This is a genomic window from Streptomyces sp. NPDC058632, assembly GCF_042717095.1.
Taxonomy (GTDB): Bacteria; Actinomycetota; Actinomycetes; order Streptomycetales; family Streptomycetaceae; genus Streptomyces.
The window spans coordinates 216,286-233,411 of sequence record NZ_JBHXQZ010000001.1 but is presented as its reverse complement, the minus strand read 5'-3'; the positions used below and the strand labels follow the sequence as shown (position 1 = coordinate 233,411).

General features: G+C 71.5%; 18 protein-coding genes and 2 pseudogenes. 12 read left to right on the top strand and 8 right to left on the bottom strand.

The genetic code is table 11. The annotated features are described in order from the left end of the window. Positions 1 to 4: 4 nt before the first annotated feature. Positions 5 to 706, top strand: coding sequence for a TerB family tellurite resistance protein (locus ACFWVE_RS01135; RefSeq protein ID WP_384006988.1), 702 nt, complete (start codon positions 5 to 7; stop codon positions 704 to 706). A gap of 20 nt (positions 707 to 726) precedes the next feature. Here ACFWVE_RS01135 and ACFWVE_RS01130 read toward each other — a convergent pair whose 3' ends face one another. Next, complete coding sequence (locus ACFWVE_RS01130; protein ID WP_384006985.1) at positions 727 to 1,272, bottom strand: GNAT family N-acetyltransferase; 546 nt, start codon at positions 1,270 to 1,272, stop codon at positions 727 to 729. A gap of 347 nt (positions 1,273 to 1,619) precedes the next feature. Here ACFWVE_RS01130 and ACFWVE_RS01125 point away from each other — a divergent pair, with 347 nt between their 5' ends. The 7 genes and pseudogenes from ACFWVE_RS01125 to ACFWVE_RS01095 all read left to right on the top strand — a co-directional run bounded on the left by ACFWVE_RS01125 (position 1,620) and on the right by ACFWVE_RS01095 (position 9,406). After that, on the top strand, positions 1,620 to 2,372 hold the full coding sequence (locus tag ACFWVE_RS01125; RefSeq protein ID WP_384006982.1) for an SCO2525 family SAM-dependent methyltransferase: 753 nt from the start codon (positions 1,620 to 1,622) through the stop codon (positions 2,370 to 2,372). Between the two features lie 55 nt (positions 2,373 to 2,427). Continuing rightward, the gene (locus ACFWVE_RS01120; protein WP_384006979.1) at positions 2,428 to 4,269 is read left to right on the top strand and encodes an SCO2524 family protein; all 1,842 of its coding nucleotides are present in this window, start codon (positions 2,428 to 2,430) and stop codon (positions 4,267 to 4,269) included. 3 nt (positions 4,270 to 4,272) lie between these two features. Further along, positions 4,273 to 5,190, top strand: a complete 918-nt coding sequence (locus ACFWVE_RS01115; RefSeq protein WP_384006977.1) for an SCO2523 family variant P-loop protein — start codon at positions 4,273 to 4,275, stop codon at positions 5,188 to 5,190. Beyond that, the gene (locus tag ACFWVE_RS01110; RefSeq protein WP_384006974.1) at positions 5,187 to 6,152 is read left to right on the top strand and encodes an SCO2522 family protein; all 966 of its coding nucleotides are present in this window, start codon (positions 5,187 to 5,189) and stop codon (positions 6,150 to 6,152) included. The genes ACFWVE_RS01115 and ACFWVE_RS01110 overlap by 4 nt, the downstream gene beginning before the upstream one ends. Before the next feature lies 1 nt (position 6,153). Next, the gene (locus ACFWVE_RS01105; protein ID WP_384006971.1) at positions 6,154 to 7,197 is read left to right on the top strand and encodes an SCO2521 family protein; all 1,044 of its coding nucleotides are present in this window, start codon (positions 6,154 to 6,156) and stop codon (positions 7,195 to 7,197) included. 86 nt (positions 7,198 to 7,283) lie between these two features. Further along, entirely contained in the window at positions 7,284 to 8,570 is a 1,287-nt protein-coding gene (locus tag ACFWVE_RS01100; RefSeq protein WP_384006969.1) for a hypothetical protein, read from the top strand. 294 nt (positions 8,571 to 8,864) lie between these two features. After that, positions 8,865 to 9,406, top strand: a pseudogene (locus ACFWVE_RS01095) (response regulator transcription factor). 27 nt (positions 9,407 to 9,433) lie between these two features. Here ACFWVE_RS01095 and ACFWVE_RS01090 read toward each other — a convergent pair. From ACFWVE_RS01090 to ACFWVE_RS01075, 4 genes and pseudogenes are all read right to left on the bottom strand, one after another. Further along, the gene (locus ACFWVE_RS01090; protein ID WP_384006966.1) at positions 9,434 to 9,718 is read right to left on the bottom strand and encodes a hypothetical protein; all 285 of its coding nucleotides are present in this window, start codon (positions 9,716 to 9,718) and stop codon (positions 9,434 to 9,436) included. A 318-nt stretch (positions 9,719 to 10,036) separates the two neighbouring features. Continuing rightward, positions 10,037 to 11,545 carry an alpha/beta hydrolase gene (locus ACFWVE_RS01085; protein WP_384006964.1) on the bottom strand — a complete coding sequence of 503 codons (1,509 nt, stop codon included), beginning with the start codon at positions 11,543 to 11,545 and terminating at the stop codon, positions 10,037 to 10,039. 66 nt (positions 11,546 to 11,611) lie between these two features. After that, positions 11,612 to 11,824, bottom strand: coding sequence for a DUF397 domain-containing protein (locus ACFWVE_RS01080; RefSeq protein WP_384006961.1), 213 nt, complete (start codon positions 11,822 to 11,824; stop codon positions 11,612 to 11,614). Then, positions 11,806 to 12,637, bottom strand: a pseudogene (locus ACFWVE_RS01075) (Scr1 family TA system antitoxin-like transcriptional regulator). The gene ACFWVE_RS01080 and the pseudogene ACFWVE_RS01075 overlap by 19 nt, the downstream one beginning before the upstream one ends. A gap of 127 nt (positions 12,638 to 12,764) precedes the next feature. Here ACFWVE_RS01075 and ACFWVE_RS01070 point away from each other — a divergent pair. Genes ACFWVE_RS01070 through ACFWVE_RS01055 form a run of 4 tightly spaced genes read left to right on the top strand, consistent with a single transcriptional unit; the run spans position 12,765 to position 14,865 of the window. Next, a complete protein-coding gene (locus ACFWVE_RS01070; protein WP_384006958.1) occupies positions 12,765 to 12,974 on the top strand; it encodes a hypothetical protein in 210 nt (69 codons plus the stop codon). Further along, entirely contained in the window at positions 12,971 to 13,186 is a 216-nt protein-coding gene (locus ACFWVE_RS01065) for a hypothetical protein (protein ID WP_384006955.1), read from the top strand. The genes ACFWVE_RS01070 and ACFWVE_RS01065 overlap by 4 nt, the downstream gene beginning before the upstream one ends. 48 nt (positions 13,187 to 13,234) lie before the next feature. After that, the gene (gene recO / locus ACFWVE_RS01060; RefSeq protein WP_384006952.1) at positions 13,235 to 13,981 is read left to right on the top strand and encodes a DNA repair protein RecO; all 747 of its coding nucleotides are present in this window, start codon (positions 13,235 to 13,237) and stop codon (positions 13,979 to 13,981) included. Between the two features lie 47 nt (positions 13,982 to 14,028). Continuing rightward, complete coding sequence (locus ACFWVE_RS01055) at positions 14,029 to 14,865, top strand: isoprenyl transferase (protein ID WP_384006949.1); 837 nt, start codon at positions 14,029 to 14,031, stop codon at positions 14,863 to 14,865. 66 nt (positions 14,866 to 14,931) lie between these two features. On the opposite strand, the gene ACFWVE_RS01050 is transcribed toward ACFWVE_RS01055, so the two are convergent. The 3 genes from ACFWVE_RS01050 to ACFWVE_RS01040 form a co-directional block, all read right to left on the bottom strand. Continuing rightward, on the bottom strand, positions 14,932 to 15,354 hold the full coding sequence (locus tag ACFWVE_RS01050; RefSeq protein ID WP_384006946.1) for a Fur family transcriptional regulator: 423 nt from the start codon (positions 15,352 to 15,354) through the stop codon (positions 14,932 to 14,934). A gap of 65 nt (positions 15,355 to 15,419) precedes the next feature. Next, complete coding sequence (locus tag ACFWVE_RS01045; RefSeq protein ID WP_384006943.1) at positions 15,420 to 16,322, bottom strand: metal ABC transporter permease; 903 nt, start codon at positions 16,320 to 16,322, stop codon at positions 15,420 to 15,422. 6 nt (positions 16,323 to 16,328) lie between these two features. Next, positions 16,329 to 17,102 carry a metal ABC transporter ATP-binding protein gene (locus tag ACFWVE_RS01040; protein WP_384006940.1) on the bottom strand — a complete coding sequence of 258 codons (774 nt, stop codon included), beginning with the start codon at positions 17,100 to 17,102 and terminating at the stop codon, positions 16,329 to 16,331. Between the last annotated feature and the right edge of the window lie 24 nt (positions 17,103 to 17,126).

Below are 17,126 nucleotides of genomic sequence, written 5' to 3'. Positions count from 1 at the left end.
CGACGTGCTGCCAGGACGGGGACCCGACGGCCGTACCGCTGTCGCCAGACTTTCGCGCCTGCTGGGCACCCGGACCGCGTGGACGGCCGTCGGTGACGGCGAGTTCTTCTGCCCCGGCTGCGGCGGCGACCGCAACTACCAGCGGCTGACCGGACAGCGCCGCTTCGCCCTCCTCGGCGTGCCCGTAGTGCCCCGCGGCACGACCGGCCCGGTCGTCGAATGCGCCGCCTGCCGTCGCCACTTCGGCACCGACGTCCTGGACCACCCCACCACCACCCGCTTCTCCGCGATGCTCCGCGACGCCGTGCACACCGTCGCCCTCGCGGTACTGGCCGCGGGCGGCACCTGTGCGCGCGCCTCCCTGGAGACCGCCGTGACCGCCGTCCGCGCGGCCGGCATCGACGACTGCACCCAGGACCAGCTGGCGGCCCTCGTCGAAGCGCTGGCCGCCGACACCGGCCGCTTCACCGGCGAGCCCTGCGCGGCGGGCCTCGCCATCGAACTGCACGAGGCCCTCGACCCGCTGGCCCCGCACCTCGCCGCCCCCGGCCGCGAATCGATCTTCCTCCAGGGCGCCCGCATCGCCCTCGCCGACGGCCCCTACACCCCCGCCGAACGTGACACCCTGTCCACCATCGGCGCCGCCCTCACCATCTGCGCGACGGACGTGACCCGCCTGCTGACGGTGGCCCGGACGCCGTCCTGACCGCCCGCGCCAGGCTCGGCTCAGTGGAAGCCGGTGAGTCCGAGGCGCATGATCAGGCGGTCCTGGCCGGGGCCGAAGTAGTCCCGGCGCAGCCCGGCGTCGGGTTGCTCGAGACGGAAGCCCAGGGACCGGTAGAGCCGGATGGCCGCGCGGTTGGCGGGTTCCACGGTCAGACGGACCTGTTCGATGCCGCTCTCGCGCAGCCGCGCCAGGGCCTCCGCCATCAGTTCCCGGCCCAGTCCGTGGCGGCGGCGCTCCTCGGCCACGCACAGGCCGAGGATCCAGCTCTCCCGGTTGAGCGCCGTGGTCGCGGCCAGGACGTAGCCGCGCAGGCGTCCCCCGCCGTCGTCGAGGACCAGGAGATGCTCGGCGTACATGTCGTAGAGCTGGCGAAACAGGAACGCGGGGTACGCGACCTCCTGGAAGACCGCCTCGTCGAGCCGCCGGAGCTCGGGCAGGTCGGACTCCTGTGCCGTCCGCAGCAGGGGCCGCGGGTCGGGGAACGGGTCCGGTTCCCTGAGGAACCCGCGGCGGTCCAGGGCGTGCTCCAGCGGCTCGGCGGTCATGCCACCCCCAGTCGGGACGTGCGGGATGTGTGGGCGTCAACGAGGCAGCCCCGGCGCGGTTCACCCTAAGGAAGTGGGCGTCCCGGTGGCGGCCGACGGTTTCCCCTCGTTACAGTGAGCGTCCAACTTACTGCGTGCAAGGGCGAGTTCAGGTTTGTCGGTGAAGTGCTGACGTGCGCCTGTCGTGCGCCTGTTCGTTGGGGACTGGCTCATTCCCAGCTCTCTGCGTGTTTCGCGTCGGTTTACCGTGCGAGTACCGGCAGACGCTGTTCCGTCTGCCGGTGTCCGCGAGGACATGCGCCCAGGGCACAGGGTCTTGTCCGACACTGATGGGAAACGACAGGGTGATGATGGATCGCAACGCCGACGCGCCGTGGTCGCATTTCGATCCCGAGGTGTATGTCGACCTCAACTACCGCACACCGCTCGAAGTCGACCTGCTGATCGTGCGGTTGATGCGCGACTACTTCAGCGGCTGCTTCGGCGGGGGGGTCCCGGGGGCGGTGCGCGGTGTCGACGTCGGGGCCGGCGCGAACCTCTATCCGGGCCTGGCCATGCTCCCGTGGTGCGAGAAGATCGTCCTGCTCGAGTACGCGCAACCGAACGTCGAGTACCTGGAGCGGCAGACGTCACCCGATGGCTACGACGAGGCCTGGGACGCGTTCTGGAACGAACTGAACGAGGCCCCCGCCTACGCCGGCGTCGAACCGAGGGCCCGGTTCAGCGAGATCGTCCGGGTGGAGCGGGCCAACCTGCTCGACCTCGACGGACAGCGGCGCTGGGACATCGGGACGATGTTCTTCGTCGCGGACTCGATGTCCGAGTGCCCCGACGAATTCCTGCGGGGCGTACGGTGCTTCATGGACGTGCTGACCGAAGGAGCCCCCTTCGCCGCCGCGTTCATGAAGGAGTCGGTCGGCTACCAGGTCGGCGAACACCGGTACCCGGCCTACCGGGTGAACGAGGACCGGGTCCGCGAGAGCCTGGAGCCCTTCACCTCCGAGCTGGAACTCCACGATCTGCACCACATGGTGCGGCCGGGTCACGAGGGAATCATCCTCGCCCTGGGACGGCGCAATTCGGAGATTGCCGTCCCCTAGGAGCGGGGACCGTCTCTGCACACAGGGTAACCAGATCTGTACGAGGGGTGCGGGAATGCAGATCAAGCCACGGCAGCATCTGCTGGACATCTGGCGGGCCGCGGCCCGCCATTCGTTCGACGACGGAAAGCTCGTCTGGGGGGAAACCGACGGGCTGAGTTCCGTCGCGGACGCGGAGCGGCTGCTCTGCCTGCTGTACCCCGCCACCGAGGTCCCCGCGTTCCGTCTCGACCAACCGGACACCACCGAGCGGGATGTCCTGCGCGCGCTGGAGCGGGTCGGCAGCCGGCTCGAGATCCCGCCCAACATGATCACCGTCCTGTCCCAGTTCATGCGCACCCACACCGGGCCGGACGACAGCCCCACCTTCTCCGGCGGGCACTACTTCAGGCCGACCGACCCGAAGCAGAAACTCACCCACGAACAAACCCAGCTGGGCGTCGTCGACGCCTACTCCATGTCCGTCACGCTGTGCCTGGCCACCCTGGGGTTCCTCAAGGTCTACGAGGAGAACACCACCCGGCCCGAGGTGCGCAGGTCGCTCGGCGAACTGAGAGACGCCACCAACGCCCGGCTGACCGCCGCGATGGTCAGCCTGCTGCGCTCCTTCACCGTCAACGTCTTCGACGCCGAGTCCGAGCAGGGCCGACGGCTCATCCAGGTCATCGGGCAGGACAAGCAGTCCGACCGGGCCGTGCTCCAGCAGTTCTCCCGCAGATTCCGCCCGCTGCGCGCCACGATCATCGAAAGCCTCAGCCGTGGCATCGAGGTCGACGAGAGCATCCGGGACGAGAGCCAGCTCTTCGAGTGCGGCTGGGCCTGGGGCGTGGTGAAGGACGCGCCGACCATCACCGACCTGGACGTCCTGGTCAAGGGCCAGCCCGACGGCATCGCCGACCGGCTGCCCTACGTGTACTTCACCGTCGTCGCCCTGGACGGCATCCAGGACCTGTTCTCCGATCGCACCCTCACCCTGGGGCTGCTCGACGCCGACCAGCAGAAGCTCGCCGAGGCGTTACGCCTGCGCTGGGAACTCAGCCAGCAGTACTGGTCGGCCATCGCCCGCTTCGGCACCGAGCGCTGGCCCCTGGAGGACCTCCCCTGGCAGACCACCGGTCTGCGGCTGGAGTCGGAGTACTTCTCCCTCACCGTGGCGGCCATCCTCGTCCACGACCTGATCCGCCGGAAAGCGACCGACGACGACCTCACCCGCACCGTCGCCATCATGGAACGCCTCGCCGACCGAGGCCGCGTCACCAGCCGGATGACCAGGAACGACCCCACCGTCCGGCTGCACCACCCGGGGGTCACCATGCCGCTCGCCGGGTCCGAGCGGTCCGGCGCGCCGCTGGAGTGGCGGATGACCGACTTCTCCGCACAACTGCTCAAGCGGATCATCCAGCTCGCGGCACTCTCCCGGAACATCGAGGCACAGGACCGCCTGATCCGCCTGGGCGAGCAGACGTTCGGGCACCTGTGGAACCGGCGGATCGAGGACGGCGACGGAGCCGGCCTCTGGGACAACGCGGCAGCCGTCTTCCCGGACGCGGCCCTCGGCCGGCGCCTCTCCTGGAGCATCACCGAGCGCGTCACCGAGTGCCTGGTCGCCGCCCGCGGCCTGTACGAGCAGCAGCCCATCCGCAGCCCTGAACTCGCCGAGCTGGCCCGCGAACTGCTCAGCGAGGCCGCCCATCTGTTCGGCAAGGAACAGCTGGAGGCCTCCGCCACCGCCGACGGCAGCCGGGGACGGGCCATGCGGAGCATCGAGAACCGCCTGGACCACGCCCGTGACCTGGTCGACGAGCGGCCCGCCACCGCGTTCGCACTCGCCCTGCCCGTGCTCCAGGAACTCGACACCCTGGCCCAGGCCCGCGGTGCCGCCGCAGAGGAGATGTGAGCCGTGCTCGTCTTCGCCGCCTCCGACAAGGGAGGCACGGGCCGCTCGGTCACCAGCGCCAACCTGGCCTACCAGCGCGCCCTCACCGGTGACCACGTGGCCTACGTGGACTTCGACTTCGGCTCGCCCACGGCCGCCGCCGTCTTCGACGTACCGGGCGCGATGCGCGGCATCGCGGAGCGGGGCCTGCACTCCTACCTGGAGGGCGAGGTCCCCGAACCGGCCAGGATCGACGTCTGGCGCCAGACCGAGCACCCCCAGCTGCACGCCCGGCCGAACCAGTCCGGCCGCCTGACCCTGTTACCCGGCGACGCCGGCGGCGGCGAGTTCGTCACCGGCGAGGACACCCTCGACCGCTGCGTCGACCTCCTGCTCAGACTGAACGGCGAGTTCGACCTGACCGTGGTGGACCTCAGCGCCGGGCGCAGCTACGCCGTGGACATGGTCCTGGCGGCGACCGCCCACCCCCGGATGCGCTACGTCCCCTTCCGCTGGCTCGTCTTCCACCGCTGGACCCGGCAGCACGTGATCGCCGCCGCCGGGCTGGTCCACAAGGAAAACGGCATCATCAGGGGCGGCGTCGACCGCGGGCACGACGAGGAGGCCCTGCGCGGCGCCATCCGGTTCGTACGGGCCGCTGTGCCCGACCCCGACTCGCCTCTGTGGGCCCAGGGTTCACCCGCCCAGGCGGCCTGGATGCAGTCCTGCGACGACGCCCTGCGCCGGCTCGCCTCGGAGCACCGCATCGGCGACAGCGTGGTGCTCGGCGCCGTACCGCTGGAACCCGTCCTGCAGTGGCGCGAGCAGCTGATCACCGAAGAGGACGTGCTCTCCACCCAGATCGCCAACAAGGAGACGCTCGAGGCGCTGGAGGAGATCGCACGACGCCTGACCGACGACTCCTGCTGGGGGCGGCCATGACGGACGCAGTGTTCCGCGAGACCACCGCCGAACCACGCACCCAGGCGGTGCCGCTGTCCCACCTCTCCCTGGAGCTGGGCCACCTCTACATGGAGGACTTCGAGGCCGGTCCGGAGCACCTGCGGCGGCACTTCGCGCAGGTACGGCCCTGGGCGGACGCGGCGCGGGCCGCGGCGGCCGCCCAGACCGGCGGCAAACGCCCCCGGATCAGCACCTGCTTCCTCATCGACGACTACTTCACCCAGTTCTCCAGCCCCGCCGAACTCGTCCCGCTGCTGCTGACGGAGGCGGACCGGGCCGGGCTGGCCGTCGACTACCTGGCCCGCGAGTCGGGCTGCGCGGTCGCCGGCAAGGTGCCCGTCGCGGAGGCGGTGGCCGGCCGCCTCGTCGAGGAACCACCGCCCGGCAGCTACGGCCTGCGCCCGCCGGCCGCGCAGACCGGCTGGCTGGCCAACGGTGAGCGCAGCCCCGTCGCGCGCGCCCCGCAAGCGATGAAGAAGGCCGCCGTCTGGCAGCCGCCCAAGGAGACCGCGTCCCGCCGCCACTCCGTCTTCCTGGACGTCGAACTCTGGAGCGACGCGCCCGACGGACAGCGCACCTGGTCCTGCCCCTTCCTCGCCGCGGTGTGGCAGCTCGCCCGCCTCGGCCTGCTGCGCACCGAGGGCGAGGCCGTCCTCGAACCCCAGCCGCACACCGCCGACGGCTTCCCCGACGACTGGGACGAACTGCCCCCGCTGATCCGGCTCAACCCGCGGGCGGACCCGTTCGCCGCGTACCGCACATGCTCGGTGGTGCCCAACCGGTTCCTGCCCGTCGAGCACGCCGTCCGCGTCATCCTCGACCAGACCGAGGTGGACCCCGAAGCGCTGGGCCAGGCCGCCCGCCGGTCCGCCGGCGAGAAGGTGCCCGTCCCCGACTCGGTCGCCGACCGCGTCTCCTACGTCTTCTACGCGGGGCCGTGACATGGGGCCGGCGAAGACCGTACCGCGTGTCGTGCTCGCCTGCGGAGAGGTCCGCACCTCGCTGCTGCCGGCCCTGCAGGCCCTCGACAGCCGGGCCGCCGCCCAGCTCCTCGGACTGCGCGCCGACGAACGCGTCCTGCTCTCCGAGCGCCCCAACCTCTACGGGCGCTCGCCCGACACGCTCACCGGCGTCGACTGCCCCCTGCCCAGCGCCAACGGCGCCCGGGTCCGCGCCGTCGGCACGGTCGCCGCACGGGCCGCGCTCACCGAGGGACGCCTGCTCCAGGCCTCCGCGTACTTCAGGGTGCCCGCCACCGGCCCCGACCACCGGCGGCCGTGGGGCCACTACCTGGTAAGGCCCGGTGTGGTCGAGCCGTTCGGGAAGCTGCCCCACGAGGCGGTGGCCGAGGGCGTGCTGAACGGCGGGCGGCACGGCGATCTCGACGTCGGCCTGATCGCGGACGGACTGCACACCAGACTGCTGCGCCACCCCCTGCTCGACCACCGGCCGCCCCTCAGGTCCCGCCCCACCCGGCTCCGCTGGGTGGCCCTGCCCGCGGACCCGGGCGCCGGCCCGTCGATCGAGCGGTTCACCCTCGCCGAGGACGAGCTGCGCACCGTCCGGCTCCGGGTGCCCGAGGGCACTCCCAGCGAGGGGCTCGCCGGGCTCTGCGACGACCTCGCCCTGCACGACTGGCTGCTCACCACGGTGGTCCGCATCCTCGACGGCATCCGGCTGGGGGCCGGCGGGGCCGGCGCCGGGGCGGCCGGGACACCGCCGGCCCGGCAGCGGCCGAGGCAGCGTCCGGGAGCGGGCGAGGAGCTTCCCGCCGTGGTCAGGGCGCTGCGGCCCACCGTCGACCATCTGCTGCACCTGTGGATGCCGCGGGCCCGGGTGGCGCAGGACCTGGCGCCGCTCTGGGACGCGCTGGAGGAACGGCCCGGCTTCACCCGGCAGTGGCAGACCCTCGTGCAACGCATCCGCGACCAGCTCACCCTGCACGCGATCCCGGCCCCCCACCGGGAGGCGGACATGGGTCCCTGACCGGACACCGGGCAACCGCCGGACCCGGCCCCAAGCACATTTCCGCATCCCGATCCGACGTGTATCCCAACGGGGGGAAGAGCGAGATGAGCACGGCACCATCACCTGAGTCCGAGGGCACCCGGCCCGAACCCGGCACGGCGATTCCCGCACAGGCGGGACCGCCGGACGACCCGGGCGGCACAGTGTCACCCCCTTCGGCGGACGCACGCGACGCGCCCGACATGACCGACGAGCCGGGCAGGTGGCCGGGTCCGGCCGCATTCGCATGGCAGCGCCGGCTGCTGGTCGGCCTGGTCCTCGGCCTCCTCGCCTGGGGCGTCGCCGCGCTGCTGGCCCCGGACGCCGGTACGGGGCGGCAGCTCGCCGCCGCCGCGCTCTGCGCCGGTGCCGTCGTGGCCGTCCAGTACCTCCTCGGCCCGGACCGCGAGGCGCGGGAGTGGCAGACGCGGGAGAGGCAGGACAGGTACGGGCGGGAACGGGAGAGGTGGGCGGAGCGCGTCCTGACCGGGACCGCCACCGAGGTGGAGAACACCGTCCGGGACGGTCTCCAGCGGTACGACGACGCCCTGAAGGCCGGTCTCACCCGGCACGCCGAGGAGACGCGGACCGCCTTGAGCCGGCACGCCGAGGACATGAAGCAGCTGGTCGAGAACCGCTTCGCACAGCTGGACCGGCCCTCGCAGCCCTATCCGACGCTGGACCGGGTCCGCATGGACGGCGTACCCGAACTGGCCCAGCGCTTCGCCGACTTCCTGGCGCCCGGATCCCCGCTCCTGCACTCCTTCATCCGGCTGGAGATGCAGCGGGTGATCGAGCACATGTCGGCGCTCACCCGGCTGAGCGTGGAGAGCCACGGGGAGAACCACGACTGGATGCTCAGCCTCGCCCACGTCGCGGAACGGTCGATCTGCGCCATCAGTACGTCCGTCGACCGGGAGTTCTGGAACAGCGAGCCCGCGGGCCGCTACCTCGACGCGCAGAAGCAGGCGATCGAGGAGCACGGGGTGCCCGTACGGCGCCTGTTCCTGCTGGAGAGCGCCCGCGAACTCGACGACCGACTGCTGCGGCTGTGCGACGAGCAGGAGGCGCTGCGCATCGAGGTGCGGGTGGCGGTGCTGCCGGAACTGCCGCCGCACATCCAGCGCGGCACCGCCAACGACTTCATCGTCTACGACGAGGAAGTGTCCTTCGAGATCGAGCAGGACCTGCGCGACGTCAATGTCAGAACCCGGCTCATCGCACGTCCGGACCATGTCCAGGAGCAGATGAAGCGCTTCTGGAAACTCTGGGAGGCGGGTATGAGCGTCCGCGAACTGGAGGTGCGGGTCGACGACGAGGAGGACGGCACCTGGATGGTCGACCGCACCTGAGGACGCCCTGCCCGGCGCCCTCTCCACGGCTCCGCCCCGCCTTCGCCCGGCCCACGCCCCCGTTGCTCCCCGGGGAGTAACCAGCCCCCCCCCGCGCCACCCTCCGCAGTACCCGCCGACTCGCCCTCGCGTTTGACGTATCGGCCCTCCCACGCCGGGAGTCTGGTGAGCGAATCAGGCTGAGTCGGCCGGGTCCGAGTGGAGGGAGACGGTGTCATGGGGGCCGCAAGGACACGTGCGGGGCGTGCTGTGCCCTGGGTGCCGGCCGGGCCGCCGGCCGGGAAGTTCAGCGAGGTGCAGCAGAACCGGGCCGCCGACTGTCTGCCCGACAGTGCCGACTCCACCCAGGCCGCCCGCATCCAGGCGGAGTTGCCCGGCGGTGGGGCCACCGACCTGGTGCTCGTCCATCATCGGGACGGCGGGCCGGCCGAGGCCACCCGGCTGGTCACCGCCGACGAGGACCTCGCCGGGGTGCAGGTGCTCGTCCTGACCACCTCGACACCGACGAGAACATCGTGGACGCGATCCGCACCGTGACCGCAGCGGAGGCGCTGCTGTCACCGGGGCCCACGGCACGGCTGATCGCACGCTTCCTGCGCAGTCCCGAGATGCCGGTGGCGGCCGGTCCCGAGTGCCTGTCGGACCGCGAGCGGGAAGTGCTCGCGCTGGTCGCGCGCGGGCTCAACGACACCGAGATCGCCGAGGCGTCGGGGCTGAGCCCGCTCACGGCGAAGACCCATGTCAGCCGGATCACGGGCAGGCTCGCCGCCCGCGACCGGGCCCGGCTGGTCATCGTGGCCCACGAGTCGGGGCTGGTCGCGCCGGGGACGCCGTGACGGCCCTCCCGTACGCCCCGCCTCGCGTCAGAGGGCGTGCTGCAGCCAGCGCTGGATCGTGTTGTTGATGTTGCCGGGCAGGGCGCTGAGCCGGTCGATGGCCTCGCGGTCCTCGGGAAGCGGCGGGATACCGGCGGCGGTCAGGGCCGCGTGGAGCTCCAGCCGCCGCCGGTCCTGCGGGTCGATGGCGACGTCCAGCCGAGCCGGCGGGTGCGGCGGCGCGATCGGGAAGTCGCCGTAGGCGCTTCCGTCGAAGGCGTACGGGTCGACGTAGGTGTGGTGGGGGCCGTACTCGTACGAGGTGGCGGTCACGTCGGTCTCCAAAGAATTGCGGTCCTACCTCACAGGAGACCGCCCCGGAGCCCGCCACAGGCGCCGCCCCGCCGAAACGTCACGCCATCGGCGTCATAGCCGGGTCATCCTCCGATCGGACCAACCGCCCAGCGGAAAAGCGGAAGTTGGGAGGAAACGGGGAGGGGGTGGAAGCATCCCGCGGCACGAACGGCCGCCGCGTATTCGTACGCTTCAACCTGTATGCCCACCAAGGCGTGAATCAATCCGTGACGCACAACCACCCGGAACCCTCACAGGTTGTACACCCGCGCCGCGTGAATGATCCCGTTCCGCCGTCTAACGACAGTACGTGTCCCGGGTGGGGCGTTCGCCGGTGGCCAGGAAGTGGGAGACCCGGGCGTCGCCGCAGGCGTTGCCCTCGGCGAGGTAGGCGTCGTGGCCGGTGGAGTTCACGGTCACCATCACCGCCCGCCGGCCCAGCGCCTCGCGCAGCTTCCTGGCGCCGGTGAGCGGGGTGGCGACGTCCCGTTCGTTCTGCACGAGCAGGATGTTGGACGGCCCCCGGTCCGTGATCCTCACCGGCGCCCGGCGGGGCGGGTACGGCCACGCCGCGCACGGCATCGCGTTGCGCGGCATCCCGGCCGTCAGCGGGAACGCGGCGCGGCTCTCGGCGACGTCCTTCTCGTACACGGCAGGGGACTTGGGCCAGGCCACGTCGTTGCACAGGGTCCCGGCGCCCACGGCGGCGACGTTCTGGAGCACCTCCTCCGGCGGGGCGGGCGGCGCGGGCGGCACCGTGCCCTTCTGCGCAGCCAGGATCAGCTTCGCCAGGGCCGGGTAGCGGGAGGGCCGGTACAGGCTGTCCAGCATGGTCTGGCGCAGGACGTTGCCGTTCAGCTCCTCCGGATCGGCGCCCGGCCAGGGGATCGGCTCGCGGTCCAGACGGGCGGCGAGCCGAAGGAACAGCGGACGCACCTCCGCGGCCGTCTTCGCCACCCGGTCCGGGTTCCCCGGCTTCGACGCCCACGCGGCGAAGTGCGGGAACACGTCCTCGACCCCCTGCTCGTGCCCCGCCAGCCAGGCGCGGGCCACCCGCTCGGGGTCCGGGTCGTCGTTGCTGTCCAGCACGATCCGGTCCGTCCGGTGCGGGAACATCTCGCTGTAGACCGCCCCGACGTACGTCCCGTACGACACGCCCCAGGCGGAGATCCTCCGCTCCCCGAGCGCCGCCCGGACGCGGTCCAGGTCCCGGGCGTTGTCCGCCGTGCCGAGGTGCCGGAGCAACTCACCGCCGTTGCGCGCGCAGGCGTCCGCGACGCGCTGTGCGGTGGCCATGTTCCCGTCGACCGAGCCGTCGGGGGCCGGCCACGGGCGCAGTTTCGACAGCGCCAGGTCGCCGTGTTCCAGGCCGCAGTCCACGGCCGTGGAGGGGGCGAGGCCACGGGGTGCGAAGCCGATGAGGTCGTACTGGTCGCGCACCCTCTGCGGGAGCTTCTGCCCCTTCCCGGCCGGGTCGCCCAGACTCGAGCCGCCCGGTCCTCCGGGGATCAGGAACAGCGCGCCCCGCCGGGCACGGTCGTCCTCGGCCGGGAGGCGCGACAGCGCGAGGGAGATGGCCGGGCCGTCCGGGTCGGCGTGGTCCAGGGGGACTCGGAGCGTGGCGCACTCGGGGACCGGCCGTGTGTCACCGGCGCCCCCACAGGGTTCCCAGGAGAGGGCGGAGCGGGAGGAGGCGGACGACGACGGTACGGGTTCGGCGGAGGCGGTGAAGGAGGGCGCCAGGGCGACCAGGACGGCTGCCGGTACGGCAGTGAGGACTGCGGTGTGACGTGTGGTGTGCGGCATGCGTCCGAGCGTCCCGGACTCCCGTCGCCGCCCACATCCGGACAACGGGCGTGTTCGTGCGGGGGGTTACCCCCGGCTGGAGCCGCCGCGGCCCACGGCGCCCATGAACTCCGTCCAGGCCGCCGCCCCGACGGCCAGGACGGGGCCGGCGGTCACTTTGCTGTCCCGGACGGGGACGATGCCGGGGACTCCGGCGGCGACTTCGAGGCAGCTGCCGCCGTTGCCGTCACTGTGGCTGCTCTTGCGCCAGAGTGCCTTGCTCAGGTTGTACCCGCGCATCGTCTGAAGTCCTCCGCCGCCGACTGGATCAAGGGAAGGGACGCCTCTGGTGACAGCGCGTCCGCCCTGAGCAGATCGTATGCCGAGTGTGTCCGCTCCACCATGGCCGGATCGTCGATCAGGTTTCCCGAATACACGGCCTCTGTACAGGCGGTTGGCGGTGCGTCCTCGAACTCCATGAGCACCACCATCCCGTTCATGAGCGCGTATGCCCCCGCCGAGTAGGGCAGCACCTGCACCACCACTGTCCGCCCCCGCACCGACGCAGCTACGTGTTCCAGCTGCTGAGCCATGACAGGAGCTCCGCCGACAGGGACGCGCAGTGTGCTCTCATGCGGGATCACCCAGTACGCCGGGCGTGTGGCGTCCTTGAGGATCCGGGCTCGTTCGATCCGGCCGGATACCTTCTCTTCGATGTACTCGTCCGGCGCGAACGGGTTCATTGCCGGCGTGACCGCCCGCGCACAGGCCGGTGTCTGCAGCAGCCCGGGAACCAGCGCCGGCGCGAACTCGCAGATCTTCGTCGCCAGTGCCTCCAGGTCCGCCGCCTTGGCGAAATAATCCGCATATCGTCGATCAGCTTCCTGCGCAGCCGCTCGAAAATACCGTCGGTTTGCAGCGTGCTGTCGATCCGCTGGGCCACGTCCCATTGAGGCTTGCGAATTGCCTGTTCGAATTGGCCGATGCAACCCCCCTCTCCGACACGAACACCCGAGCCCCCAGCTCCACCTGTGTGAACCCCGACTCCTTCCGGCGTCGCCTCGGCTCCGTGCCGAAGAACTCCCATGCCGCCTGGCGTGAACCATTGGCCATTGCCGGCCCCTTTCCCAACCCCTTTGTGCAGCCCTTTACTTGTGGAGCGCGAACCTCTTCCGAGTGTAGGTTCCGGCGGGCACCTCAAGGAGCGGAAGCGTGAAAGCCGAAAAGGAGGGGGACCAAGGTGAAGGAACAGCACTCGGCGCTCTGCGTCGAAGAAGCGGAGGGTGTGGTGAAAGAATTGCGGGCGTTACTCGCGAAGGCCGGAATTACTCTGCCGTCACTGGGGTTGGACCCGGTGAGTCTTGCGCGGGAGGCGCCCTGTCCGCTCGTCGAGCCGGGGCGGTGTTCCGTGGAGACCGCACGACGGCTCGCGGCCGCGGTGGCGAAGTGAAGCCGCCGGTCGGTGTATACGTCGTGGACACCCGGACCGAGCGGATCGGCATCGTGATGGGACACGAGGGGCCCTACATCCAGCTGAGACCGTACGGCGGCGGCCGGGAGTGGGACGCCGAGCCGGTCGAGGTGCGGCAGGCGACGCCCGCAGAGCGGCTGCGCGCGGCGACCGCGTACGCCAACGCGCGCAGTAGAGGTGAGCTGCCTTGACGCCGGGCCCGGGGCCCACCGGCTTCGCGCGTACGCGAGAATGGGTGCATGAGTCTGTTCCGCGACGACGGCATCGTGCTGCGCACCCAGAAGCTGGGTGAAGCGGACCGGATCATCACTCTGCTCACGCGCGGTCACGGGCGCGTACGCGCCGTGGCGAGGGGCGTGCGCCGGACGAAGTCCAAGTTCGGCGCACGCCTCGAACCGTTCTCCCATGTGGACGTGCAGTTCTTCTCCAAGGGGAGCGAGCTGATCGGGCGCGGTCTCCCGCTGTGCACGCAGAGCGAGACCATCGCGCCGTACGGCGGCGGGATCGTCACCGACTACGCCCGCTACACCGCCGGAACGGCCATGCTGGAGACCGCCGAGCGGTTCACCGACCACGAGGGCGAGCCGGCCGTCCAGCAGTACCTGCTGCTCGTCGGCGCCCTGCGGACCCTCGCCCGCGGCGAGCACGCACCGCATCTCGTCCTCGACGCGTTCCTGCTGCGCTCCCTCGCCGTCAACGGTTACGCCCCGAGCTTCGGCGACTGCGCGAAGTGCGGGATGCCCGGACCGAACCGGTTCTTCTCGGTCGCCTCCGGCGGGACCGTCTGCGCCGACTGCCGGGTGCCCGGCAGCGTCGTACCCTCGCCGCAGGCCCTGGAACTGCTCGGCGCGCTGCTCACGGGAGACTGGGAGACGGCGGACGCGTCCGAGGCGCGGCACGTCCGGGAGGGGAGCGGGCTGGTGTCCGCGTACCTCCACTGGCACCTGGAGCGCGGGCTGCGCTCCCTGCGGTACGTCGAGAAGTAAGCACGACACGTCAGCACGACACGTCAGTACGAGGAGACGAGAAGCACATGGCCGTACGCGGGTTCCTGGGGCGTCAGCGCCGGGAGTACAGGACGCCGGAACCGCACCCCTCCGGCGCGCGGCCTCCGAAGTTCCCGGGCGAGCTGGTCCCCAAGCACGTGGCGATCGTGATGGACGGCAACGGCCGCTGGGCCAAGGAGCGGGGCCTGCCGCGCACCGAGGGGCACAAGGTCGGCGCCGAGCGGGTGCTGGACGTGCTCCAGGGCGGGATCGAGATGGGTGTCGGAGCCATCTCGCTGTACGCCTTCTCCACCGAGAACTGGAAGCGCTCGCCGGACGAGGTGCGCTTCCTGATGAACTTCAACCGCGACTTCATCCGCAAGTCCCGTGACGAGCTCGACGAGCTGGGTGTGCGGGTGCGCTGGGTGGGCCGGATGCCCAAGCTGTGGAAGTCGGTCGCCAAGGAACTCCAGATCGCCCAGGAGCAGACCAAGGACAACGACCGGCTCACCCTGTACTTCTGCATGAACTACGGCGGGCGGGCGGAGATCGCCGATGCGGCGCAGGCCCTGGCCGAGGACGTGAAGGCGGGGCGTCTCGACCCGGCGAAGGTCAACGAGAAGACGTTGCAGAACTACATGTACTACCCGGACATGCCGGACGTGGACCTGTTCCTGCGGCCGAGCGGCGAGCAGCGTACGTCCAACTACCTGCTGTGGCAGAGCGCCTACGCCGAGATGGTCTTCCAGGACGTCCTGTGGCCGGACTTCGACCGCCGGGACCTGTGGCGCGCGTGTCTGGAATTCGCCTCCCGCGACCGCCGCTTCGGCGGGGCGATCCCGAACGAGGAACTGCTCGCCATGGAGGGCAGGCAGGAACAGTAGGGGGAGACGCGGGTACGGCGAAGGGGCGCGGAGATCACCTCCGCGCCCCTTCGCGCGTCCGGGATCTCAGGTGCCGCTGGATGCCGCCGCGCACTCCGCGCACGTGCCGAAGATCTCCACGGTGTGGGCCACGTTGACGTAGCCGTGCTCGGCGGCGATGGCCTCCGCCCAGGTCTCCACGGCCGGGCCCTCGACCTCGACCGCCTTGCCGCAGTTGCGGCAGACCAGGTGGTGGTGATGGTCGCCGGTGGAGCAGCGGCGGTAGACGGACTCGCCGTCGGCGGTGCGCAGGACGTCCACCTCGCCGGCGTCGGCGAGGGACTGCAGGGTGCGGTAGACCGTGGTGAGCCCGACCGAGTCGCCCTTGTGCTTGAGCATGTCGTGCAGCTCCTGCGCGCTGCGGAACTCGTCGACGTCCTGGAGCGCAGCCGCCACTGCGGCCCGCTGCCTGGTGGCGCGGCCCTTCACGGGCGGTCCAGCGGTGGTCACCGGTCTCCTCCTCACGTCTGCCTCTGCCCTGCCGCGGCCATTGTGCCAGGCCGGGCGGAGACGGGTCAGACGCCGACGTCGCCGGGCGGCTTCCGGCCGGCCGGAACGGCGCACTCCGCGGGGTCCGGGGCGGGCCGCGCGGCGGCCAGAGCACGGGCGCGTCGGCGGGCCAGCGGTGTGGCCAGTACGGTCAGCGCGATGAACGCGGCGATCGTCAGCAGCACGATCGTCGCTCCGGGCGGCACGTCCTGGTAGTACGAGGTGACCGTGCCGCCGATGGTCACGCTCACGCCGATCGCGACGGCGATGGCGAAGGTGGCGGCGAAGCTGCGGCTGAGCGCCTGGGCGGCGGCGACGGGCACGACCATGAGCGCGCTCACCAGGAGCAGGCCGACCACGCGCATCGCGACGGTGACGGTGACCGCCGCCGTGATCGCGGTGAGCAGGTTCAAGAACCGCACCGGCAGGCCCGTGACCCGCGCGAACTCCTCGTCCTGGCTGACCGCGAACAGCTGGCGGCGCAGACCGACGGTGACCAGCACCACGAACGCGGCCAGCAGACAGATCGCCGTCACGTCGGACTCGGAGACCGTCGACAGGGAGCCGAACAGGTACGAGGTGAGATTCGCGTTGGAGCCGGTCGGGGCGAGGTTGATGAACATCACGCCGCCCGCCATACCGCCGTAGAACAGCATCGCGAGGGCGATGTCGCCGCGGGCCTTGCCGTACCAGCGGATCAGTTCCATCAGGACGGCGCCGACCACGGAGACCAGGGTCGCCATCCACACCGGCGACCAGGAGAGCAGGAAGCCGAGGCCGACGCCGGTCATCGCGACGTGCCCGATGCCGTCGCCCATGAGGGCCTGACGGCGCTGGACGAGGTAGATGCCGACCGCGGGGGCGGTGATGCCGACCAGGACGGCCGCCAGCAGGGCCCGCTGCATGAAGGCGTAGTTCAGGAGGTCCATCGGCAATCAGCTCAGCAGTCCCGTGCGGATAGGTTCGGCGCCCGCCGCGTGCGGGTGTACGTGGTCGTGGCCGGGCAGGGCGTGCTGGCCGACCGCCTTCGGGGGCGGGCCGTCGTGCGTCACGCAGCCGTCGCGCAGGACGACCGCCCGGTCGATCAACGGCTCCAGCGGGCCCAGCTCGTGCAGGACGAGCAGGACGGTGGTGCCCCGGGCGACCTGGTGGCGCAGGATCGTCGCGAGCACCTCCTGGCTGGCCAGGTCGACACCCGCCATCGGCTCGTCCAGGATCAGCAGCTCGGGTTCGGCGGCGAGCGCGCGGGCGATCAGCACCCGCTGGTGCTGGCCGCCGGAGAGCGCGTCCACGGAGTCCTTCGCCCGGTCCGCCATGCCGACCAGGTCCAGCGCGTGCCGTACGGCCTCGCGGTCGGCACCCCGGAACACGCCGAAGCGGGTGCGGGAGAGCCGGCCGGAGGAGACCACCTCGGTGAGCGTGGCGGGCACGCCGCCCGCGGCCGTGGTGCGCTGCGGGACGTATCCCACCCGCGCCCAGTCGCGGAACCGGCGCTGCGGGGTGCCGAACAGCTCGATCGCGCCGGCGGCGACCGGCACCTGGCCGATGACGCTGCGCACGGCCGTCGACTTGCCGGAGCCGTTGGCGCCGAGCAGGGCGACGACCTCACCGCGGCGCACGGTGAGGTCGATGCCGCGCAGGACGGGGCGCGAGCCCAGCTCGGCGTGGACGCCGCGCAGGGATATGACGGGGTCGGTCCTCGTCGTCATGCTGCCGCCCTCCGGTGGGTCGGT